15 protein-coding genes are annotated in these 22,634 nt (G+C 75.6%); 9 read left to right on the top strand and 6 right to left on the bottom strand.

The features are described from left to right. The first annotated feature begins 47 nt into the window (after positions 1-47). From AOM03_RS08770 to AOM03_RS08755, 4 genes are all read left to right on the top strand, one after another. Positions 48-1,451 (top strand): aminotransferase-like domain-containing protein, encoded by a 1,404-nt coding sequence (locus AOM03_RS08770; RefSeq protein ID WP_062380423.1) that lies wholly within the window; start codon positions 48-50, stop codon positions 1,449-1,451. A gap of 122 nt (positions 1,452-1,573) precedes the next feature. Next, complete coding sequence (locus AOM03_RS13020) at positions 1,574-3,793, top strand: glycosyltransferase (protein ID WP_227589947.1); 2,220 nt, start codon at positions 1,574-1,576, stop codon at positions 3,791-3,793. Continuing rightward, entirely contained in the window at positions 3,790-4,803 is a 1,014-nt protein-coding gene (locus tag AOM03_RS08760; protein WP_082092283.1) for an alpha/beta fold hydrolase, read from the top strand. Before AOM03_RS13020 ends, AOM03_RS08760 begins: the two co-directional genes overlap by 4 nt. Beyond that, positions 4,800-5,894, top strand: a complete 1,095-nt coding sequence (locus tag AOM03_RS08755) for a glycosyltransferase family 4 protein (protein ID WP_062380421.1) — start codon at positions 4,800-4,802, stop codon at positions 5,892-5,894. Before AOM03_RS08760 ends, AOM03_RS08755 begins: the two co-directional genes overlap by 4 nt. Positions 5,895-6,002: 108 nt before the next feature. Here the strand turns inward: AOM03_RS08755 and AOM03_RS08750 are convergent, their stop codons facing one another. The 3 genes from AOM03_RS08750 to AOM03_RS12725 form a co-directional block, all read right to left on the bottom strand. Further along, positions 6,003-7,475, bottom strand: coding sequence for a thioredoxin domain-containing protein (locus AOM03_RS08750; protein ID WP_062380419.1), 1,473 nt, complete (start codon positions 7,473-7,475; stop codon positions 6,003-6,005). A 239-nt stretch (positions 7,476-7,714) separates the two neighbouring features. After that, positions 7,715-9,079, bottom strand: a complete 1,365-nt coding sequence (locus tag AOM03_RS08745; RefSeq protein WP_227589946.1) for an aminopeptidase P family protein — start codon at positions 9,077-9,079, stop codon at positions 7,715-7,717. Between the two features lie 110 nt (positions 9,080-9,189). Then, the gene (locus AOM03_RS12725) at positions 9,190-9,585 is read right to left on the bottom strand and encodes a hypothetical protein (RefSeq protein ID WP_156157688.1); all 396 of its coding nucleotides are present in this window, start codon (positions 9,583-9,585) and stop codon (positions 9,190-9,192) included. Between the two features lie 114 nt (positions 9,586-9,699). Here AOM03_RS12725 and AOM03_RS08740 point away from each other — a divergent pair, with 114 nt between their 5' ends. After that, positions 9,700-10,524 carry a PHP domain-containing protein gene (locus tag AOM03_RS08740; protein ID WP_062380417.1) on the top strand — a complete coding sequence of 275 codons (825 nt, stop codon included), beginning with the start codon at positions 9,700-9,702 and terminating at the stop codon, positions 10,522-10,524. Positions 10,525-10,859: 335 nt separating this feature from the next. On the opposite strand, the gene AOM03_RS08735 is transcribed toward AOM03_RS08740, so the two are convergent. Further along, positions 10,860-12,656, bottom strand: coding sequence for a DEAD/DEAH box helicase (locus AOM03_RS08735; protein ID WP_082092282.1), 1,797 nt, complete (start codon positions 12,654-12,656; stop codon positions 10,860-10,862). Between the two features lie 219 nt (positions 12,657-12,875). Continuing rightward, positions 12,876-13,100 (bottom strand): DUF3107 domain-containing protein, encoded by a 225-nt coding sequence (locus tag AOM03_RS08730; RefSeq protein WP_062380415.1) that lies wholly within the window; start codon positions 13,098-13,100, stop codon positions 12,876-12,878. Between the two features lie 50 nt (positions 13,101-13,150). On the opposite strand from AOM03_RS08730, the gene AOM03_RS08725 reads away from it, so the two are divergent. From AOM03_RS08725 to AOM03_RS08715, 3 genes are read left to right on the top strand one after another with little or no spacing between them, the layout of a single operon-like run. Further along, on the top strand, positions 13,151-14,122 hold the full coding sequence (locus AOM03_RS08725) for a DUF3152 domain-containing protein (RefSeq protein ID WP_162197276.1): 972 nt from the start codon (positions 13,151-13,153) through the stop codon (positions 14,120-14,122). Positions 14,123-14,157: 35 nt separating this feature from the next. Continuing rightward, positions 14,158-17,319 (top strand): UrvD/REP family ATP-dependent DNA helicase, encoded by a 3,162-nt coding sequence (locus AOM03_RS08720; protein WP_062380412.1) that lies wholly within the window; start codon positions 14,158-14,160, stop codon positions 17,317-17,319. Further along, entirely contained in the window at positions 17,286-20,558 is a 3,273-nt protein-coding gene (locus tag AOM03_RS08715; RefSeq protein WP_227589945.1) for an ATP-dependent helicase, read from the top strand. The genes AOM03_RS08720 and AOM03_RS08715 overlap by 34 nt, the downstream gene beginning before the upstream one ends. Positions 20,559-20,618: 60 nt before the next feature. Here the strand turns inward: AOM03_RS08715 and AOM03_RS08710 are convergent, their stop codons facing one another. Next, positions 20,619-21,539 carry a phosphotransferase gene (locus AOM03_RS08710; protein ID WP_062380408.1) on the bottom strand — a complete coding sequence of 307 codons (921 nt, stop codon included), beginning with the start codon at positions 21,537-21,539 and terminating at the stop codon, positions 20,619-20,621. Between the two features lie 93 nt (positions 21,540-21,632). Here AOM03_RS08710 and nudC point away from each other — a divergent pair, with 93 nt between their 5' ends. Beyond that, positions 21,633-22,556 carry an NAD(+) diphosphatase gene (gene nudC, locus AOM03_RS08705; RefSeq protein WP_227589944.1) on the top strand — a complete coding sequence of 308 codons (924 nt, stop codon included), beginning with the start codon at positions 21,633-21,635 and terminating at the stop codon, positions 22,554-22,556. The last annotated feature ends 78 nt before the right edge of the window (positions 22,557-22,634 follow it).

The following is a 22,634-nucleotide window of genomic DNA, read 5'->3' as shown; positions in this document are numbered from 1 at the left end:
CCCACTGGGCCTTGTTTCGGGGGTCCAGCCGGGCGCAGACTGGGCCCATGCGGTCCATCGCCGACCAGCTCGCCGATGCGCTCGCCGAGCAGCCGGCGAGCGCGGGGCCGCTCTATCGCCAGGTGGCGGCCGGGGTGGAGTCGCTCGCCCGGGTGGGCGCGCTCGAGTACGGCGTGCAGCTGCCGTCCGAGCGAGACCTCGCCGAGCGGCTGCACGTCTCCCGCAACACGGTGAAGGCCGCCTACCGGCTGCTGCGGGAGAAGGGCTGGCTCGAGGTCCGGCCCGGGGCGGCGCCGCGCCTGCACCATCCGAGCCGCGGGCGCCAGCACGCGAACGCGCACTCGGCGCTGTGGCTCGCCGAGTACTACCGCGAGGAGGACCACGGCACGGACCTGCTGTGCACGGCGCCCGCGCCGGCGCCGGTGGTCGAGCGGGCGCTGCGCGACCCGGAGGCCATGGTGGGGCCCATCCGGCTGCACGGCACGGGCTACTCGCCCGAGGGGCATCCCGCGCTGCTCGACGCCGTCGCGGTGCGCCTGCGCGCGGACGGCCACGCGGCCGCGAGCCCCGAGCGCGTGGTCGTGACGAGCGGCGGTCAGCACGCGCACGCGCTGCTCGTGGGCGCGCTCGTGTCCCGATCGCGCCCCATCGCGGTGGAGGAGCTCACGTTCCCGGGCATCTTCGACGCGGTGAGCCGCGTGCACGCCCCGGTGATCGCGCTGCCGATGCGCGACGGGAGGCTCGACGCCGCCGCCGCGGCCCTGGTGATCCGCGCCGCGCGGCCCGCGCTCGCGATCGTCACCACCTTCCAGCACCCCACGGGCGCGCGGCTCGAGCCGGACGAGGCGGCGCCGCTCGTCGCCGCGGCGCACGACGCGGGCACGGTGCTCGTCGAGAACCGCTGCGCGGCCGACCTCGCGCTCGACGGCGACCCGCCGGCGCCGCTCGCCTCGCTGTCGGAGGCGGGTCCGGTGGCGACCATCGGGTCGATGACCAAGGTGTTCTGGGGCGGGCTGCGAATCGGGTGGATCCACACCAATCTGACGCTCGCGGCGCACCTGCGGCGGCGCCGGGTGGCGCTCGACTTCGGCTCCTCGCCGCTGCAGCAGCGGCTCGCGGCCGCGCTGCTCGCGGAGCACTTCGACGCGACGGTGCGGTGGCGCCGCGAGACGCTGCGGGCGTCCGTCGACGCCGTGCTGGACGAGCTGGCCCGCGCGGCGCCGCGGTGGGCGGCGGAACGGCCCGCGGGCGGGCCCGGCGTCTGGGTCGACCTGGGCGGGCTCGACGCCACGCGGTTCGCCGCGCGGGCCGAGGCCGCGGGCCTGCCGCTCGCGGCGGGGGAGCTGTTCGAGGCGCGCGAGGGCGCGGGCGCGGGCCACGTGCGGATCTCCTGCCAGGACGCGCCGGAGCGGCTGAGGGGCGCCATCCGCAGCCTGGCATCGCTGGGGTGAGAGCGCGGCCGCGACCCGGCGCGGCGCGCGGTAACGGTGTATGGGACCTGCATCGGGGACAATTGGCCTGCGCGAAGTGTTTGTGCGCACCGACCATCGCCCCCGATCCCGAGGTTCACTCGATGCTCTTCCTCGCCGTTGCGTGCGCGGTGGCAGCCGCCGTCGCGTTCGGAGCCGCCGCCCATCTCGAGCAGAGCGCGGTGCGCGACGTGGCCACCGACCGCCGCGTCGCCCTCAGCACCCTGCCCACCCTGCTGCGCTCCCCGCGCTGGACGGGCGGCGTGCTGCTGCAGGCCGGCGCCACCGCCCTGCACGTCGCCGCGCTCGCGATGGCGCCGCTGACCGTGGTGCAGCCGCTGGGCGCGCTCGCGCTCGTCACCATCGTGCTGTGGGATCACCGTCACTTCGCCGGCCGCGTGCGCCTGTGGAGCGCGGTGGCGACCACGTGCGTGGGCATCGGCCTGTTCGTCACGGTCGTCGCCCGTCAGCCGCACGTGCCCATGCAGGCGACGTCGATCTGGCCCGCGATTGCGCTCACCGCGGTGGTGCTGGCCGCGGCCGTCGCGGCGATGCGGCTCGAGGGCCGCCCCCGTTTCTCCATCCTGACCTTCACGGCCGCCGCGCTCGCCGGGCTCGTGTCCGCCTTCGTGCGCGCCGTCGAGCAGCGCATCCACCACCTGGGCGGCATCGACCTCGACATCGTGGTGCTCGCGGTGGTCGTGCTCGCGGCGACCGCCCTGGCCGGGTGGATCGTCCAGCAGGCCTTCGCCTCCGGGCCCGCCTCGGTGGTGCTCGGCACCACGACGGTGGTGGACCCCGTGGTCGCCGTCGTCGCCGGCACCCTGCTCTTCGGCGAGGCCCGCATCACCGGCGCGTGGTCCATCCCGCTCGCCGCGGTGGGCGCGATCATCGCGATGATCGGCACCGCGTCGCTCGCGCGCATCGTCCGGCGCGGCGAGATCGCCGAGCGCACCGCGGCCCACGCGTGGGAGCCCTCCGCCCCGGGCGAGCGCCTGCGCATCCTCATCGCCGCGGACACCTTCCCCCCGCACGTCAACGGCGCCGCCTACTTCGCGCGCCGGCTGGCCGACGGCTTCGCCGCCCGCGGCCACGACGTCCACGTCGTGTGCCCCGCGGAGACCACGCACACCTCCGTCGAGACCATGGGCGCGCTCACCGTCCACCGCGTCGCCTCCGTGCCCGCCGGGGTCCGCCGGGACTTCCGCTACTGCTGGCCGTGGGGCACCGACTCCACCGTCCGCGACGTCATCGACGCCGTGCGCCCCGACGTCATCCACGTCCAGTCGCACTTCGTCATCGGACGCTTCGCGATCCGCCACGGCCGCCGCCGGGGGCTGCCCGTGGTCGCGACGAACCACACCATGCCGCAGAACCTGGTCGCCCAGCACGGCATGCCCGCCTTCGCGCGCGCCTGGTCCGCGAACCGCATCTGGGCGGACCTGCTCGCGGTCTACTCCGAGGCCCACCTGGTCACCGCGCCCACTCCGCGTGCCGTCCAGTTCCTCACCGACGCGGGCTTCGACCGTCCCACCCACCCCGTCTCGTGCGGCATCGACCTCACCAAGTTCGGCACCGACGCCGAGCGCCGCCGGGCGCGCGCCGGCGACGGCGTCGAGGCGCTCTTCGTGGGCCGCCTCGACAAGGAGAAGCACATCGAGGACGTGGTCCAGGCCGTCGCGCGCCTCAACGGCGTGCGGCTGCGGATCGTCGGCACCGGCGCCTGCGACGCCGAGCTCACGGCCCTCGCCCAGCAGCTGGGCATCGCCGACCGCGTCGACCTGCCCGGCTTCGTCACCGAGGAGGAGCTGATCGACGCCTACCGCCGTGCGGACATCTTCGTCATGCCCTCCACCGCGGAGCTCCAGTCGATCGCCACCATGGAGGCCATGGCCGCGGGCCTGCCCGTCATCGCGGCGGACGCCGTGGCCCTGCCGCACCTGGTCCACCACGGCACCAACGGCGAGCTGTTCGAGCCCCGTGACGTCGACGCGCTGGCCGCCGCCCTGGGCCGCCTGGCCGGCGACCCGGGCGCCCGCGCCCGGATGGGCGAGGCGTCCCGGCGCATCGTCGCGCGCCACGACCTGGGCGGCACGCTCGACGAGTTCGAGGACATCTACCGGACCCTGTCCGACCAGGTCGTGGGCGACGCGCTCGCGTCGCAGGCCGCGGCCGTGGTCGACGAGGCGGAGTCGCTGGTCCACGAGGCCGAGGCCCGGGGCGAGGCCCAGGCGCTCGCCGGGACCGGCGCCGATGCGGTGGCCGGGCCCGGCGCCCCGGCCCGCCCGGGCGAGGGGGGCCCCGCCGGCGAGGCCGGACGATGACCGCGCGCGAGCCGCGCTACCCGCTGGCGCTGCCCGAGGCGCCCCAGCGGTGGTCGGAGCGCACCGTCCGGCTGGCGACCCCCGGCGGCCGGGATCGTGTGGCCGGCTACCGCCTCGTCGAGCCGCTCGACGCCTCCGGTGCGCCGCTCGCGGATGCGCCCACCGTGCTCGCCGTCCACGGACTTCGGGGCGACCGGCACGGTCTCGACCTCATCGCGCGGTGCCTGCCCGGCGCGCGCATCGTGGTCCCGGACCTGCCCGGTCACGGCGTCAGCGAGGTGCTCCCCGGAGCCCACGACCTCGACGCGTACGTGTCCTTCCTCGACCGGCTCGTCACCGCGCTGGGGCTCGACGGCGGGAGCGGTCCTGAGGCATCCGGCGGCCTCGCGATGCTGGGCCACTCGTTCGGGTCGATCGTCGCCGCGGCGTTCGCGCGGCGCCATCCGGAGCGGCTGCGCGCCCTGGTCCTGGTGAACCCCGTCTCCTCTCCGGCGCTGCGCGGCCCGCGCGCCGCCCTGTCGTGGGCGACCGAGGCGTACTACGTCGCCGGAGCGGCGCTGCCGCGGGCCGTGGGCGAGCCGCTGCTGCGCTCCCGTGCCGTGGTCGACCTGGTCTCGAGCGCCATGACCTGCACCCGGTCCGCGCAGGTGCGCGACTTCATCCGGGCGGAGCACCGCGCGCGCTTCGCGGGCTTCGCCGATCGCCGCAGCCTGCTCGACAGCTACCGCGCCGCCACCCGTCACCACGCCGCCGAGGACGCGCACGCGCTCGCGGTGCCCACGCTCCTGATCGCGGGGGCCCGCGACGACGTCTCGCCCGTCGCGGCGCAGGAGGCTCTCGCCGCCGCCGCGCCGGACGCCCGCCTGGTCGTCATCGCCGGCAGCGGCCACCTGCTGCACTACGAGGAGCCGGCCGCCGTCGCCGAGCACGCCCGCGACTTCCTGGCCGAGCGCGGACTGCTCGCGGCGCACGAGAGTGGCGCGACCGACCGCGAGGGGACCCCCGCATGAGGCTGGTCATCGACGCCCGGTTCACGCGCATCGGCTACCACGACGGCATCTCCCGCTTCGGCGCCTCCCTGCTCGAGGCGCTCGCCGCGCGCACCGAGGTGACCGCGCTCATCCACGACGACCGCCAGCGCGAGATGCTCACGCCCGACGCGGACTACGTCCGCGTCACCGCGCCCACGCACCCGGCGGAGCCGTTCATCGCACGCCGCCTCAACGCGCTCGGCGCGGACGTGGTGTTCTCGCCCATGCAGGTGATGGGCTCCTGGGGGCGGCGCTACCGGCTGATCCTCACGCTGCACGACCTGATCTACTACCGCCACCCGCTGCCGCCGCGCGACCAGCCCGCGGTGGTGCGCGCCGCGTGGCGGGCGTACCACTCCGCGTACTGGCCGCAGCGGCTCATGCTCGACCGCGCCGACGCCGTCGCCACCATCTCCGCGACCACGCGCGCCCTCATGGAGGAGCACCGCCTCACGCGGCGACCGGTCGCGGTCCTGCCCAACGCGCCCTCGTCGTACCCCGCGGCCGCGACCTACACCGGCCCCGGCGAGCGCGACCGGACCCTGCTCTACATGGGCTCGTTCATGCCCTACAAGAACGTCGAGACGCTCGTGCGGGCCGCGGGCCTGCTGCCCGACCACGAGCTCCACCTGCTGTCGCGGATCACGCCCGAGCGGCGTGCGGCGCTCGAGCGCGAGGCCCCCGCCGGCGCGCGCCTGATCTTCCACGACGGCGTGAGCGACGCGGAATACCACCGGCTGCTCGACCGCTGCACCGCGCTGGTCACCGCCTCGCGCGACGAGGGCTTCGGCATCCCGGTGGTCGAGGCGATGGGGCGCGGCGTGCCCGTGGTCGCGTCGGACATCCCGATCTTCCGGGAGATCGGCGGCGACGCGGTGGGCTTCTTCCCGGTGAACGATGCGCAGGGCCTCGCCTCGCGCGTCCGCGAGCTGGCGGACCCGGAGAACTGCCGCGCGCGCTCGGCGGCCGGACGCGCGGTCGCCGGCCGCTACTCGTGGGACGCCTCCGCGGACACGCTCCTGGAGCTGGCGCGGCGCCTGCACGCGGGGGAGCCCGCGCCCGTCGGCTGACGCGCCGGACCGGGCGTCGTCGCCTGACGGCCCCGACCCGGCCTGACGGGCCCGACCCGGCCTGACGGGCCCGACCCGGCCTGACGGGCCCGACCCCGGACCGGGGGGCTACCGGCCGGTGCCCACCGCATCGTCCTCGGGCAGGTCCTGCGCGGCGAGCTCCTCGAGCTCCGCGCGCGCCGCACGCAGGCGGCGCACCTGCGTGGTGACCACGTGGATGAGGAACGCGAGCCCGAACGCCGCCATGAACAGGGCGAGCGCGAGCAGCGGCTGCTCCATGACCGTGGGGTCGATCACCATGACGCCCGCGAGCGCGAGCATGGTCACGCCCGCGAACAGCTTGAGCAGCTCGCCGTGACGGTCCTGGAGCTTGGTCGCACGCATGGTCACCAGCGCGATGCCGAAGACCACGAACTCGTCGATGAGGTACGGCACCATGTACGCCACGAACAGGCCGGCGGTCTCCGCGGGGCCCACGCCGTTGGCGTGCAGCAGGCCGGTCCACATCATGGGGAAGCCCGCGGTGCAGGGCGCCTCGAGCAGCGACACGGCGACCGCGAGGATGATGGTCGCGCCGATGGCGGCGACGATCGACTTCTGCGCCGCGGCCTCGCGGACGCGCTTGTAGATGCCGGGCTTGGACGAGTCCGCGATGGTGAACGACAGGCCCTTCTTGAACGCGAAGTAGTCCTTGACGCTCACCGCGCCCACGACGGCGGCGGCCACCGCGATGCCCGCCTGGATCCAGCCGATCGCGCCGATGAGCGTGAGCGCCGAGTAGAACGCCGCCATGTACAGCGCGTACATCGCGGCCGTGACCAGCAGGAACGTCGAGCCGATCGCGATGACGCGGCGGCGGTCCTTGGTGCGCAGCACGATGGTGAGCAGCACGGAGATGACCCACAGCGAGCAGGGGTTGACGCCGTCGACGAAGCCGATGATGACCGTGGAGACCAGCAGCGACTGCTCCGCGAGCGCGACCTCGCCGATCCACGGGAGGGAGATGGTGCTGCCGCCGCCCTCGCCGGAGCACATGCCGTCCTCGCCGGTGCACGTGCCGGCGCCCTCCGTGCCGAACACGCCCGGGTGGGCCGTGCCGCCCGCCATGACGGTCGCGAGGGCGCCCTCCATGTCCGCCTGGACCGCGGCGTTCCAGCCGATCCACACGCGCTCGCCCAGCACCGTGGTGGGCACGGCGCTGGCCTGGAAGCCCAGCTCCTCGCCGGTCGCGGCGAACAGGTCGCGGTTCGCGGCGTCGTTCCACACCTCGTACTTGGCGACGTCGAGGTCGGGGTGGTCGGTCGCGTAGTCGCCCAGCCACACGTTCTGCGCGGCGCAGTTGGGGCAGCCGTCGCCCCAGAAGATGACGAGCTGGTCGGCGGGGAGGTCGGTGGCCGACGTGGCGGTGGCCACGGGGCCGGCCGGGACCGCGCCGTCCTCCAGCCCGGTCGTGGCGACGGCGGTGGCGGCGGTGGCCACGGGGCCGGCCGCGGCGGCGACGGGAGCGCCCGCGAGGAGCAGCGCGGCGGCCGCCGCGCAGAGGACCGCGAGCAGGCGGCGCAGGTGCGCGACGGGGGACATGGGGGCTCCTCGGCTTCGGGGGCCTCCAGGTCGGCAGTGGCCCGCCTCACCGTAGGGTTCGCCCCGTTCAAGGCAGGGGGGCCGAAGGTCCCGAGGGGGGTGTGGGATGCACCACCCTCGGATTCCGGACACTCCGCACGGAATGGCATGAGACACGCCGGAGATCCGGCGCGAAACCGGGTCCGTGCCCGGCGCGTCGACCTCGAATCCGTGCGGAGTGTCCGCAGCGGGGAGCGGGGTCAGCCGCGCAGGCGCGCCATCCACTCCTCGATCGCGTCGGCCTCCCGCGGCAGGCGCGCGGAGAGGTTCTCGACGCCGTCCTCGGTGACCAGCACATCGTCCTCGATGCGGATGCCGATGCCCCGCAGCTCCTCCGGGGCGGCCAGGTCGCCCTCCTGGAAGTACAGGCCCGGCTCGATGGTGAAGACCATGCCCGGCTTGAGCTCGCCCTCGAGGTAGAGCTCGCGCTTGGCCTCGGCGCAGTCGTGGACGTCGAGGCCCAGGTGGTGCGAGGTCGAGTGGACCATCCAGCGCCGGTAGAGCTTCGACTCGGGGTCCTGGGCCTCGGGGACGATGCCCCACTCGGTGAGGCGCTTCTCGATGACCTCCATGGCGGCGAGGTGGATGTCGATGAAGCGCACGCCGGGCTTCGCGACGGCGAACGCGGCGTCGGCGGCCTCGAGCACCACGTCGTAGACCTTGCGCTGGACGGGGGAGTACTCGCCGTTGATGGGGAAGGTGCGGGTGATGTCCGCGGTGTAGAGGCTCTCCACCTCGACGCCCGCGTCGAGCAGCATGAGGTCGCCCTCGCGGACCTGGCCGGTGTTGCGGATCCAGTGCAGCGTGGTGGCGTGGGCGCCCGAGGCGGCGATGGTCTCGTAGCCCACCGCGTTGCCCTCCTCGCGGGCGTGGCCGTCGAAGGTGGCCTCGACGACTCGCTCGCCGCGCTTGTGGGCGACGGCGCGGGGCAGCTCGCCGATGACGCGCTCGAACCCGTCGATGGTGGCGTCGACCGCGTCGCGCAGCTGCTGGATCTCGTACTCGTCCTTGACGAAGCGCATCTCCGCCAGCGCGACGCGCACCTTCTTGCGGGGGTGCGCCGCGAGGCGGATCTCGGGCAGCTCGGCCAGGGGCCGGGTCGCGATGCCGGTCATGGCCTCGAAGTCGGCCAGGCCGGGACGGCGACCGATCCAGAACTCGCCGGACCGCGCATCGGCGTAGAAGCCCTCGTCGCCCGCGGTGGCCGGGGGGACCAGGTAGAGCGTCGCGTCGTGGCCCTCGCCCTCGCGCGGCTCCATGACGAGGATCGCGCCGGGCTCGTGGTCGATGCCCAGGCCGGTGAGGTAGGTGAAGTCCGTCGACGGACGGAAGCGGTAGTCCGTGTCGTTCGAGCGGACCTTGAGGTCGCCGGCCGGGACGACGATGCGCTCGCCCGGGAAGCGCGCGCTGAGGCGGGCGCGGCGGTCGGCGGCGTAGGGAGCCGCGGCGATGCGGGTGGTGTGGAGGTCCTCGCGCTCGGCCCAGTGCCCGGCGATGAAGTCCTTGAACTCCTGCGAGCCCGGTCGGGTGGTGCGTGCCTTGTTGGTGTCGTCCTTGTCGTTCACGCGCTGAATTCTCCCACGGGGTGCGACGGGCGAGCGGACCGCGGTGCGTGAGCGGTGCGGTGCGGCTCGGACGAGGCGCAGGCGGGGCTCAGGCGGGGCTCGGACGAGGCTCAGGCGGGGCCGGCGATCGCGACGACGATCGCGCCGATCGCGATGAGGAGCGACAGCGGGCCGAAGACGGCGCGCTCCCGCGGGCTGCGGCTCGCGAGGTTGCCGAGCGCGGACAGGGTCAGCATCGCGGCGACCACCCAGGCCACGACCGTCACCCAGGTCGAGTCCCCCTCGCCCCAGACCCCGGCGCGCAGGAGCACCACCGCCGCCATGCCCAGCAGCACCGGCGCGGAGACGGCGCTCGCGACGCGCAGCGTGGCGGGCAGCCGGCCGGGCTGGCGCCCCGACCACGCGAAGTCGCCCCAGGGGGCGCCGGCGGCGAGCGCCACCTGGAACAGAGCCACCACCGCGAGCCCCGCCGCCGTCGCCCAGGCCACCACCTCGATCGCGTCCATCGCGCCACCTCCCCCGGATGGCAGGCTCTCACGGACGGTGCCGCGGCGCACCTGCACGGTGTCGCGCGCACCCGGCCCGTGCCCCGGGCGGGATCCGCGCGCGATACTGGGGCGATGCGCATCGACCTGCACACCCACTCGACGGTCTCGGACGGCCACGGCGCGCCCGCCCAGGTGATGAGGGAGGCCGCGGAGGCGGGCCTGGACGTGGTCGCGCTGACCGACCACGACTCGGTCGACGGCTGGGACGAGGCCGCCGCGGAGGCCGCGCGCCTGGGACTGCGGTTCGTGCCGGGCATCGAGGTCTCCGCCAAGGACCGCTGGGTGTCGCTGCACATGCTCGCGTACTGGCCGCGCATGGACGCGCCGGAGCTCGCCGCGATCATGGAGCGCACCCGCCGCGACCGCGTGGAGCGGGCGCGCGCGATGGTCGAGCGCATCGCCGCCGACTTCCCCGTGGAGTGGGAGGACGTGCTCGAGCATGCAGGGTCGGCGTCGACGGTGGGGCGCCCGCACATTGCCGATGCGCTGGTCGCCCGGGGGCACTTCCCTCACCGATCGGCGGCATTCGACGACGTGCTCCACTCGCGCTCGCCCTACTTTGTCCATCACTACGCGCCCGACGTCCGCGAGGCGGTGCGGGCGATCCGCGCCGCCGGGGGCGTGCCCGTGTTCGCGCATCCGGGCGCGGAGGGGCGCGGGCGCGTGGTGCCCGACTCGGTGATCGACGCGCTCGCCGAGGTCGGGCTCGCCGGGCTCGAGGTGGACCACCGCGACCACGACGAGGCCACTCGCGCGCGGCTGCGGGCGCTGGTGGAGAGGCACGGGATGGTGGCGACCGGCTCCTCGGACTACCACGGCACGGGCAAGCCGAACCGGCTGGGGGAGAACCTCACGACGACGGAGGCCTTCGAGGAGCTCGAGCGCCAGCGGGGGTAGCCGCGCTGGGTTGCGCGTCTGGGCGGGCGCACCTGCTCGGCCGCCCCGCCCCTGCGGTCCGGGACAGTAGGGACCGCTGAATCGGGCTGTGTGGTTGCTGCGGGACCGTGAGGACCGCCGCGTCGCCGCGCCACCGGTCCTGAGTGTCCCGCAGCGAGCAGCGGCGCCCAATGAGCGGTCCTCAGTGTCCCGGACAGGCGTGGGGACGTGAAACGGGTCCGGCACGCGTGGGGAGGCGAGAGCGGGGCCGGCACGCGTGGAGAGGCTCTGCACACATGCCAAGGGGCGGCGAGGTCTCCCTCGCCGCCCCTTGGCGACTGCTGATGCGGTTGCGGCTACTCGGCCGCGGGAGCCGCCTGCGGAGCCGCGGCCTCGGTGGAGCCGGCACCCTCGCCCTGGCCGGACCCGCCACGACGGCGGCGACGGCTGCGGTTGCGGCGCGGCTTGGACTCGCCCTCGGCGCGGGGAGCGCCCGCGTCGGCGGGGCCGGAGCCCTCGCCGGCCAGCGCATCGGTCACCGCGGCGCGCGCGCTCTCGGTGCGCGTTTCGCCCGCACCCTCGCCGGAGCCCGCACCGCCGCGACGGCGGCGGTTGCGCGACCGGCCGGACCGGCCCTCGCCCGAGCCCGAGCCCTCGCCGGACCCGGCGTCCGAGCGGCGCTCGCCCTCGGGACGGCCGTCACGGCCACCCTCACGCCCACCATCCCGGCCACCGTCGCGACCACCGGAGCGACCGCCCCGGCCGCCCGAACGGCCGCCACGACCGCCGCGGCCCTCGCCGCGGCCGCCGTCACGCGAGCCGCCCGCGCCGCCGGCGCGCTTGCCGGTCTCGCCCAGGTCCTCGACGGTCTCCGCCTCGAGGCCCGCGCGGGTGCGCTTGTCCCGGGGCAGGCGGCCCTTGGTGCCCTCGGGGATGTCGAGGTCGTCGTACAGGTGCGGCGACGTCGAGTAGGTCTCCTGCGGCTCGGGGTAGCCCAGGTCCAGCGCCTTGTCGATGAGCGACCAGCGCGGAATGTCGTCCCAGTCGACGAACGTCACGGCGGTGCCGGTCTTGCCCGCGCGGCCCGTGCGGCCGATGCGGTGGAGGTACGTCTTCTCGTCCTCGGGGCACTGGTAGTTGACCACGTGGGTGACGTCGTCGACGTCGATGCCGCGGGCCGCGACGTCGGTCGCCACCAGGATGTCGATCTTGCCCGAGCGGAACGCGCGCAGCGCCTGCTCGCGCGCGCCCTGGCCCAGGTCGCCGTGGATCGCGCCGGCGGCGAAGCCGCGCTCGCGCAGCTCGTCCGACACCTTGGCGGCCGTGCGCTTGGTGCGCGCGAACACCACGGTGAGGCCGCGGCCGTTGGCCTGCATCATGCGGGCGAGGACCTCGACCTTGTCGAGCGCGTGCGCCCGGTAGACCACCTGCTTGATGGCCTTGACGGTGGCGCCGTCGTCGTCCGGGTCCGCGGCGCGGATGTGGGTGGGCTGCGTCATGTAGCGACGCGCGAGCGCCACGACGGCGCCCGGCATGGTCGCGGAGAACAGCATGGTGTGGCGCGACGCGGGGGTCGCGGCGAGCAGCTTCTCGACGTCGGGGAGGAAGCCCAGGTCGAGCATCTCGTCGGCCTCGTCGAGCACCACGGTCTTGATGAAGCGCAGGTCCAGGTGGCCCTGGTTGAGCAGGTCGATCATGCGGCCGGGGGTGCCCACGACCACGTCGACGCCCTTCTGCAGGGCCTCGATCTGGGGCTCGTACGCGCGGCCGCCGTAGATCTGGACGATGCGCACGGAGCGCTTGCGCGACGCGGTCTCGAGGTCGCCGGCCACCTGGACCGCGAGCTCGCGGGTCGGCGCGACGATGAGCGCCTGCGGCTTGCCCTTCGCGTCGCCGAGCGTCTCGTAGGCGTCCTCGCCGGGGGCGGCGGTGCGCTGCAGCGCCGGGATGCCGAAGCCCAGCGTCTTGCCGGTGCCGGTCTTGGCCTGGCCGATGATGTCGTGGCCGGACAGGGCGACCGGCAGGGTCATGGCCTGGATGGGGAAGGGGGAGACGATGCCCTTCTCGGCGAGGGCGTCGACGATGCGGTGGTCGACGTCGTAGTCCGCGAAGGTGGTGTCTTGGGCCTGCACAGTGGCGTGCGTGTCGGTCATGGTGCTCCGAGCTGTGGGGGCGCGTCCGGCGCCGATGCGGCGGGCAGCCGATCGCGAATCATCCGTAGCGCGGCCCCGGCCGCGTCCCCGGCGGCGTCCGCCGGAGGCTCTCACATGACGACCGGTCAGCCCAGGTCGGAGCCCATTGTACCGGCGCAACGGTGGCGCGCGAAAGGGGCCCCTGGCCGATGCATCGTCCCGGGGGAGGGGTGGCCGGGGTCAGGCCCCGAAGCCGACGCGGTGACGCGCCTCCTCGCCGATGTCCACGTAGCCGAGCGACGCCGCCGGGATGATGACGCGGCGGCCCTTGGCGTCGGTGAGCTCGAGCGTGCCGCCCTGGTCGGCGGCGGCCTTGGCGACCGCGGCGGCGACCTCATCGGAGGTCATGTCCGTGTCGATCGAGATCTCCCGAGACACGTGCTGCACGCCGATCCGGACTTCCATGGTCGCCTCCCTGGCGTTCGATGCCTGTTCGTCGGCACTATCCTATGGCGGTGCGTCAGAGGTCCACCGGTGTGTTCGCGGGCAGGGGAATCGCCCTGCCGCCGCTGTGGATCTCCGCACTCGTGGTCGTCGCGGCCTTCGCCGCGGGGATCGGCGCGGGCTGGGCGACCGGGTTCGTCCCCGACCTCTATCACGCGTGGACCGCCGAGCCGGAGGCGTCCGCGTCGCCGACGCCCGAGCCGCGCCCCACGCCGGACGTGTCGATCGACCCGATCGAGCCCATCGAGCGGACGCTGGACGATGCGGACCGCGCCGCCGGCCTGCGCTCGCTCACGGTGCCCGAGGCGGGCGAGGGCACGTTCACCGCGGCGCTGGTCGACTCCGAGGAGCGCGAGGGCGCCGGGCCGGTGAAGTTCGTGCGCGTCGACGTCGAGGACGGGCTCGCGATCAACCCCGAGGTGCTCGCGCAGTACGTGCTCGACACCCTCAACGACCACCGCGGCTGGGGCGCAGAGGGGCGCCAGCAGTTCGTGCTGACCGACGGCGTTCCGGACGTGCGCATCGTCCTCGCGAGCCCCGTCGCCGCGGCCATCCTGTGCCCCGACGAGGGCGCGATCGGCGCATCGTCCCTGGATGTGGAGCCCTCGCCGGCCGCCTCGCCGTCGGCGGAGCCGGCCGCCTCCCCGAGCGCCACCCTGGGCTGCGCCGAGCGCGGCGTCGTGCCCGTGAGCGTCGAGGACTGGGCGCGCGGCCTCGACGGCTACGGCGAGGACCGCGACGGCGCGCGCCGCTACCTGCTCGGGCACGGCGTGGGATTCACGCTGGGGCACGATGCGGTGGCGTGCGAGTCCGGGCGTGCGGACGTGATGGCGGACCAGCGCGCGCTGCCGGAGGCCTGCGAGCCGAACCCGTGGCCCTTCCCCGACGCGGCCGAGCCGGCGCCCGTCGAGGGCGCGTCGCCCGAGCCGTCGCCGGCCGCCGACGCGGACTCCGCCTCGCCCGAGGCGTCCCCCGCCGCCTGAGCCGCGATGTCGGAGGGGTCTGGTGGGATGGACCCATGACCGGGCTCACCCTGCGACCGCCGCGCGGCGCCGACGCCGTCCCCACCCTCGACGCGCACCAGCACGCCGCCGTCGAGGCCGCGCTGCGCCCCGGCTCGCCCGGCCACGCGGGCCACGTCGTGATCGTGGGTCCCGCCGGCTCCGGCCGCACCACGGTGGCCGCCGCCGTCGCGGTCGAGGCGGCGCGGCGGGGCACGGACGTGTCGCGGCTCCTGGTGCTCGCGGCCACGCGCGACGCGGCCGCGCGGCTGCGCGACCGCGTGTCGCTCCTGCTCGACCGCCCCGTGGGCGCCCCCGTGGTGCGCACGGCCGCCTCCGCGGCGCACGCGGTCCTCGCCGCGCGGGCCGCGGCCGCCGGCGACCCGCCGCCGGTGCTGGTCACGGGCGCGGAGCAGGACCAGATCCTGCGCGAGCTGCTCGCGGGTCACGCCCGGGGGATCGGCGCGCGCCCGGACTGGGCGGGCGTGATCCCGGAGGACGCGACGCGGCTGCCCGGCTTCCGGGCGGAGCTGCGCGACCTGCTCATGCGCGCCAGCGAGGCCGGGCTGGCGCCCGACGACCTCGCGGCGCTCGGGCGCGACGTGGGCCGGCCCGAGTGGGCCGCCGCCGCGGTCGTCATGGCCGAGTACGACGAGCAGCTGCTGTGGCGCGCGCTCACCCCCGACCAGGGTGCGCGCTACGACCCCGCGGTGGTGGTGGCGCAGGCGGCCGCCGCGCTGCGGGCGGGCGACGCGCCCGCGCCGCCGTGGGACCTGGTGATCGTGGACGATGCGCAGGACCTCACCGCGGCGGGCAGGAGCCTGCTCGAGGCCCTCGCGGCGCGTGGCGCGCGCCTGGTGCTGCTGGGCAATGCCGACCAGTCGGTGCAGGGATACCGGGGCGCCATGCCCACGATCCTGGCCGATGCGGTGGGGCCCGGGTGGCTCGGCGCGACGCTGGTCCGGCTCGGGCCGGGGCACCGTCAGTCCGGCGCGCTCGCGTCCGTGACCGCGGCCACGGTGGGTCGGATCGGCGTGCTGGGCGAGGGGTCCGCGCGCACGGCCGTCGAACCGGTGCCCGCCGCGGGCGAGGTGCGGATCCTCACCGCCGCCCATCGCCACGCCCACTCGCGGGCGGTCGCCGCGGAGCTGCGCGCGGCCCGGCACGGCGACGGGACGGGGCCGCAGACCCCGTGGGGGAGCATGGCCGTCATCGCCCGCTCGACCGGACGGCTGCGCGAGCTGCGCGCCGACCTCGCGGCCATGGACATCCCGTGCGAGACCCTCGGGGAGGGCACCGCGCTGCACCGCGAGCCCGCCATCGCGCCGCTGCTGACCATGATGCGGCGAGCCGCGGCGGTGGCCCGCGGCGAGGCCGAGCCCTGGGAGGAGGACGCGGCGGCGGAACTCCTGGGATCGCGGCTCATCGGGCTCGACCCGGTCGCGCTGCGGCGCCTGCGCCGGGCCCTCGTGCGCCAGGAGCGTCTCGAGGAGGGCCACCGCTCCTCGGGAGAGCTGCTCACCGCCGCCCTCGACGACGCGACGCTGTGGGCCGGGCTCGCCACCCCCGAGGCCAGGGCCGCCGCCCGGGCCACCCGGGCGATCGCGGCCGGCGCGGCCGCGGCGGCGCTCCCGGACGCCACCCCCGGCGCCATCGGCTGGGCGGTGTGGGAGGCGCTCGGGGTCGCCGAGGCCTGGCGCGCGGCGGCGCTCGCGGGCTCCGCGCGGGACGACGCCGACCTCGACGCGGTCATCGCGCTGCTCAAGGCCGCCCAGTTCTACGCCGAGCGCATGCCCGGCTCCTCGGTGACGTCCTTCATCGAGCACCTCGAGGGTCAGGAGTTCGCCGTCGACTCGCTCGGCGCGCGCGCCCGGGCCCTCGACACCGTGAGCTTCGCGACCCCCGCCGGCGCCGCGGGCCGGGAGTGGGACGTCGTCGTGGTCGCCGGCCTCGAGGAGGGCGTGTGGCCCGACCTGCGCCTGCGCGACAGCGTCCTCGGGGCCCAGCACCTGGCCGACGTGCTCGCCGGCCGCGCCGAGCGCGCGCCCATCCCGGAGGCGGGCCGCGCCGCGGCGGCGCGTTCCGCGCGCCGCGCGGTGCTGGACGACGAGACCCGCGCCTTCGCGGTGGCCGCCTCGCGCGCCCGGCGCCGCCTGATCCTCACGTGCGTGGACGGGGACGACGAGCGCCCCTCGCGCTTTCTCGCGTGGGCCGGCGCGGCGGCCCAGGTGTCGGCCGAGCGGGCCGACGCCGCCCCGCCGGTGGCGGACCTGCGCGCGGCGGTCGCGGCGGTGCGGGCCGAGGCGGCCGCGCTCCCGGCGGCGGACCGCGACGGACACGCGCGCCTGCTCGCGCGGCTCACCCGGCTCGAGATCGCGGGCGCGGACCCCGACGACTGGCACGGCGTCCCCGGACCCTCCACGGAGGTGGGGATGTGGGACGAGGACATGCGCATCCGGGTCTCGCCCTCGCGGCTCGAGTCGCTGGAGACGTGCCCGCTGCGCTGGGCCCTCGAGTCCGTCGGAGGACAGGCCGCGAGCAGCGAGAAGCAGTCCCTGGGCACGCTCGTCCACGAGATCGCGGCGGAGCTCCCGGCCGGTACGCACGACCAGCTCGCGGCGGCGCTCGACGCACGCTGGTCCGAGATGGGCGGCGGCGGCACCTGGCCCGACCTGCTGCTGCGCGAGCGCGCGGACGGGATGATCCGCCGACTCGCCGGCTATGTCGCATCCGTGCATTGCGACGAGGTGCGGGTGGAGGAGGGGTTCGGCGTCGAGGTGGGGCGCGCGTACATCTCCGGCAGCGCCGACCGCGTGGAGATCGCGGGCGGCGAGGCGCGCATCGTCGACCTCAAGACCGGTACCGCGGTGTCCAAGGATGCCGCGCAGGAGCACGCGCAGCTCGCGATGTACCAGCTGGCGGCCGCCCACGGAGCCTTCCGCGGCGTCGACGGCGCGTCGGGCGCCTCCCTCGTGTACGTGGGCGGTGCGACGCAGGGCGCCTCGCCGCGCGACCAGGACCCCATCGACGTGGAGAAGGAGACCGTGCGCCTCGCGGACGCGGTCGACCAGATGGCGCGGGCCACGTTCCGCGCCCAGACGAACGAGCGCTGCGGCTCGTGCCCGGTGCGGCGATCGTGCCCGGCGTGGCCCAGCGGAAGGCAGGTGACGGACGGATGACCGCCCAGGCGCTCGACGACGGGCTGGTGCCCGGCCGGGCACGCCCGATCGAGGAACTCGCGGAGATCCTCACGCCCGGCCGGCCGCCCACCCCGGAGCAGGCGCGGGTCATCGGTGCCGGGCTCGACCCCATGCTCGTGGTGGCCGGCGCGGGCTCCGGAAAGACCGAGACCCTGTCCATGCGGATCGTGTACCTCCTCGACCACGCGGAGGAGGTCTTCGGCACGCCCATCACGCCGGACGAGATCCTGTGTCTCACGTTCACCCGCAAGGCCGCGGCGGAGATCGCGGAGCGCGCGGAGGAGCGGATCGCCGCCGTGTTCGGCGAGGACCCCGCGCGGCCGCCCGCGTCCGTGTCCACGTACAACGGCTACTCGGCCCAGCTGGTCGCCGAGCACGGGCTGCGCCTGGGCATCGACCCCGACGCGACCACGCTCACCGCGGCCGCCCTGTGGCAGCTCGCGGACGACGTGGCGCGCACGTGGAGCGGTCCGCTCGACACGGACGCGGCCGTCAGCACCGTGACGAAGGCGGTGACGAAGCTCGCGGGACAGCTGCGCGACCACGCGTGCACGCCGACGCGGCTGCGGCGCTGGGCCGAGCAGTCGTACCAGGCCCTCGCCGCGCTGCCCAAGAAGGCCGACGACGACCGGCCCGGCCCGCTCGAGACCCGCAACGGCACCCCCAACGGGCACGCCAAGAACATCGCGAAGCTGCGCACCCTGGCGGCCGTGTCCCAGCTGGCAGAGGAGTTCCAGCGCCGCAAGCGCGACGCGTCGCAGCTCGACTTCGCGGACCAGGTGGCCTACGCCGCCGAGCTCGCGCGCCTCGACGCGGTCCGCGCCACCGAGCGCGGCCGCTACCGCGCCATCCTGCTCGACGAGTTCCAGGACACGTCGCCCGGCCAGTTGCGGCTCTTCGCGGAGCTGTTCGGCGCGGAGCGCCACGTCATGGCCGTCGGCGACCCCAACCAGGCGATCTACGGCTTCCGCGGCGCCTCCGAGTCGGCGCTGCCCATGTTCGTCGACGAGTTCGCGCACGGCCGCGACGTCGTGCAGGCCACGCTGTCCGTGTCGTGGCGCAACGAGGGCCCGGTCCTGGCCGCCGCCAACGCGGCGGCGGCGCCGCTGCGCGAGGGCTCCCGGGTCGAGGTGCTGCCGCTGCGGTCCCGGTCGGAGTACCTGGGGACCCCGGAGCCGGTCCGCGCCGCGCCGGGCGTCGAGGCGCTCATGGCCGCGGATCACGTCGCGGAGGCCGACGCGGTGGTCGCCTACCTGCGCGCGCGCCTCGCCGAGCTTCCGGCACGCGAGAAGCCGTACGAGGCCGCGGTCCTGTGCCGCCGACGCGTCCAGTTCGGGCCCATCGTGGAGGCGCTCGCGGAGGCCGGGATCGACTACGAGGTGGTCGGCCTCGGCGGTCTCGTGGACACCCCGGAGGTGTCGGACCTGGTCGCGCTCCTCGAGGTCGCCCACGACCCGTCGCGCGGCGACGCCGCGATGCGGCTGCTCACCTCCGAGCGGCTCGCGCTGGGCATCCGCGACCTCGCCGCCCTGTACGACTGGGCGCGCGAACTCGCCGGCCCGCGCGACCAGCGCGAGGACGACGCGAGCCTGGTCGACGCGCTCGCGTCCCCGCCGCCGGCGGGCTGGTGCTCGCGGGACGGCCGCTCCCTCACCCAGGCCGCCCGGGAGCGGCTCGCGCGGCTGCAGACGGCGGTCGAGGCGATCCGCACGCGCACCTATCTGAGCCTGCCCGAGCTGGTACTCGCGGCCGAGCGCGCCTGGGGCCTCGACATCGAGGCCGCCGTCGCCCGCCCCGACGGACGCGCGGCCCGCAACGTCGACGCGTTCGTCGACGCGGCCCGGCAGTTCGCCGCCGGCGCGGACCGGGCGACCCTCGGTGCCTTCCTCGCGTGGCTCGAGGCCGCGCGCGACGAGGAGGGCGGGCTCGAGATGCCCGTCAAGGATCCCGAGCCCGGCGCGGTGCAGATCCTCACCGTCCACGCCGCGAAGGGCCTCGAATGGGACGTCGTGGCCGTGCCCGGCCTGGTGGACGGACACTTCCCCAAGGTCAACGCGCCCACCAAGAACCGTGACTACTACACGGATCCCGGCTGGCGCGGCGGCATCGAGCTGCCGTACGAGCTGCGGCTCGACCGCGCGGACCTGCCCGAGTGGTGCTGGCGCGAGGCGGCGGATCACGCCGGGCTGAGCGCCACCATCGGGGACTTCGAGCGCGAGTGCGGCGAGCACCGCGTCGACGAGGAGAGGCGGCTGTTCTACGTCGCGGTGACCCGCGCCCGCTCCCACGTGCTGCTGTCGGGCTCCTGGTACGCGGGCGGGAAGACCGCCCGGGAGCCGTCCATCTACCTGCGCGAACTGGTCGAGCGGGGCCTCGTGTCGGACGCGGACTGGGCGCCGCGTCCCGAGGAGGGCGCCACGGTCGACGCGCACGTGCGGGAGGCGGACTGGCCCGCGGCGCCCACGCCCGCACAGCTCGCGCGCCGGGAGCTCGCGGCACAGGTCCGTGACGAGCTCGCCGCGTCCCCCGCGGACGGGGAGGGCTGGGACTCCCTGCCGCACGGACCGCGGATCGCGGCGATGCTCGCCGAGCGAGCGGAGCGCGCCGCCGCCGTGGGCCAGGTCGACACGCCCGCGCACCTCAGCACCTCCGCGCTGGTCGCGCTCCGGCGCGACCGTGCCGCGTTCATCGCGCAGCTGCGACGGCCGCTGCCGTCGGAGCCCACCCCGGCGGCGCAGCGAGGCAGCCGCCTGCACGCGTGGATCGAGTCGAGGTACGGCCACGTGCCGCTGCTCGAGCTCGACGACCTGGGCCCGGGCGAGGACGACGCCGACCTCGAGGCGCTCAAGGAGGCGTTCGAGGCGAGCCCCTGGGCGGGACGCACGCCCTCGCACGTGGAGGTCGACGTCGAGGTGCCCGTCGCGGGCGTCACCGTCCGCTCGCGCATCGACGCGGTGTTCCCGCCGGGGGGCGGGCTCGAGCGCGTGACGGTGGTCGACTGGAAGTCCGGGCGGCCGCCGCGCGACCCCGAGGAGCGGGCCGCGCGGGAGGTGCAGCTGGCCGTCTACCGGCTCGCGTGGGCGGAGTGGACCGGCGTGGACGTCGACGAGGTGGACGCCGCCTTCCACTACGTGGGCGCGGGGGTCACCGCGAGCCCGGAGCGGCTGGCGACGCGCGAGGAGATCGAGGAGCTCGTGCGGGGAGGAGCGGCGGGCTGACGGCGGGCAGCCGCCCCGGGGGTCAGTCCTCGCCCTGGAGGTCAGTCCTCGCCCTGGGGGTCAGTCCTCGAAGAGCAGCGCCTCGAGGTCGGCGAGCATGCCCTCGCCGTCGGCGACCACGTCCGGGTTGTCCGTGCGCACGCCGAACATCATCCAGCGCATGAGCGCCATCTCCGACGCGAGGCGCGCGCGGTCGAGCAGGTGCGGGTCGCGCAGTTCGCGTCGGGCCATGGTGTACGCCTCGAGGACGGAGTCGACCACGTCCTCGGGCGCGGCGGCGACCAGCCACGCGAGGTCGTCCGCGGGATCCGCGACGCGCGCGTCCATCCAGTCGACGATGCCCACGACGTCGCCGTCGGCGATGAAGATCTGGTGTTCGCCCATGTCGCCGTGGACCACGGTCGGGTCGAAGCGCCACCAGGAGACGTTCTCCAGCTGGTGCTCCCAGCGGTCCGCGAGTCGCGGCGGCACCTTCCCGGTCTGGATGCCGGCGTCGAGCTCGGCGAGGCGGCGCTGACGGTAGTCGTCGGCCGTGTACGAGGGCAGTCCCTGGTCCTCGACCAGCGCGATGGGAAGCTCGTGGATCTGCGCGAGCGTGCGTCCGAGCGCGGCGGCCAGGCCGGGGCCCGGCTCGAGCGCGGGCAGCATCAGCTGCGCGCCGCGCACCTCGGTGTAGACGATCGCGCGGCCCTCGTCGCCCGAGACCTCGGCGGCGCCCACGGGATGCGGCACGTCGAACGTGACCAGCCCCGCCTCCTTGGCGCGGCCCAGGGCGGACAGCAGGCCCTTCTCCGCCTCGAGCGCGGCGCCCGCGGCGGCGCGCTTGGGGGCGCGCACGATCCACCGGGTGCCGGTGGCGTCCTTGACGACCACCACGTCGAAGTCCGCGTCCGCGTGGGGGCTGCGCAGGACGTCGTAGACGTCGAGCCCGGGCACGGCGACGGACGCCAGAGCGGCGAGCGCGAGCGGTGAACGTGGCACAGGCTCACCGTAGAGCCCAATGGTCCCGGACGCCACGCTCCACGCCGTACGGCCTGCGTGCCGCGCCCGCGCCCCCGGCGGTACGGTGCAAGGGTGAGGAATCCGTGGCCGCTCGACGTCCCCATGATCATCGACCGCGATGCGGCCGGCCGCGAGGCGGTCGACCTCGACGCCTGCGACGCGATCGTCGTCCGCGACGGTCGCGTGCTCGCCGCCGACGGAAGGCTCGTCGAGCTGGCCCCGGCGGACCAGCCCGAGGCCTCGCTGCGCATCTACCTGGGGCGGGAGCGGGACCGTCCGCTCGTCGGGCTCGTGCCGGTCGACGCCTCGTTCGGCTCCGACTACGACGGCATCGGCGGGGACCGCATGCGCGGCCTGCGCGACCTGCTCGCCGGCTTCTGGGACCGCGGCGTGGAGGGCGCGCGGGACCACGAGCTCGCGACCACGGCCGTCGCGATCGCCGCGTGGCACGCGACCCACCCGCGCTGCTCGCTGTGCGGCGTCCCCACCGAGCCGTCGCAGGGCGGCTGGGTGCGCCGCTGCGAGCCGTGCGGCCGCGACCACTACCCGCGCACGGACCCCGCGATCATCGTCGCGATCACCGATCCCGACGACCGCCTGCTCCTGGCCCACGCCTCGCACTGGTCGCCGCGGCGCTTCTCCCACCTCGCCGGATACGTCGAGCCGGGGGAGACCTTCGAGCAGGCCGTCCACCGCGAGGTCTCCGAGGAGGCGTCGCTGGACCTCACCGACCTCGAGTACCTGGGCTCGCAGCCGTGGCCATTCCCCGCCTCGGTGATGGTCGCGTTCCGGGCGCGCGCCGCCTCCGCCGACGTCACGGTCGACGGGATCGAGATCTCCGAGGCGCGCTTCGTCGCGCGCGAGGACGTGCCCGGGCTCGTGGGCGACGGCCAGATCGTGCTCGCGCCCAAGGGCTCGGTCGCCCGGCGCATGCTCGAGGACTGGTACGGCGGCCCGCTGCCCGAGCCCCGCGCGGACGGTCCGGTCGACGTCTGACCCGACCGCGCATCGTCCCCGGGCGCTCCGCGCCCAGATGCGACGGGCGCGACGGGGGATGACCGGCGGGAGTGTCGG

The sequence above is a fragment of the Demequina pelophila genome (assembly GCF_000971175.1).
In the GTDB taxonomy this organism is placed as follows: domain Bacteria; phylum Actinomycetota; class Actinomycetes; order Actinomycetales; family Demequinaceae; genus Demequina; species Demequina pelophila.
Note: the sequence above shows the minus strand (reverse complement) of the source record. Positions and strands in the feature narration are given on the sequence as shown.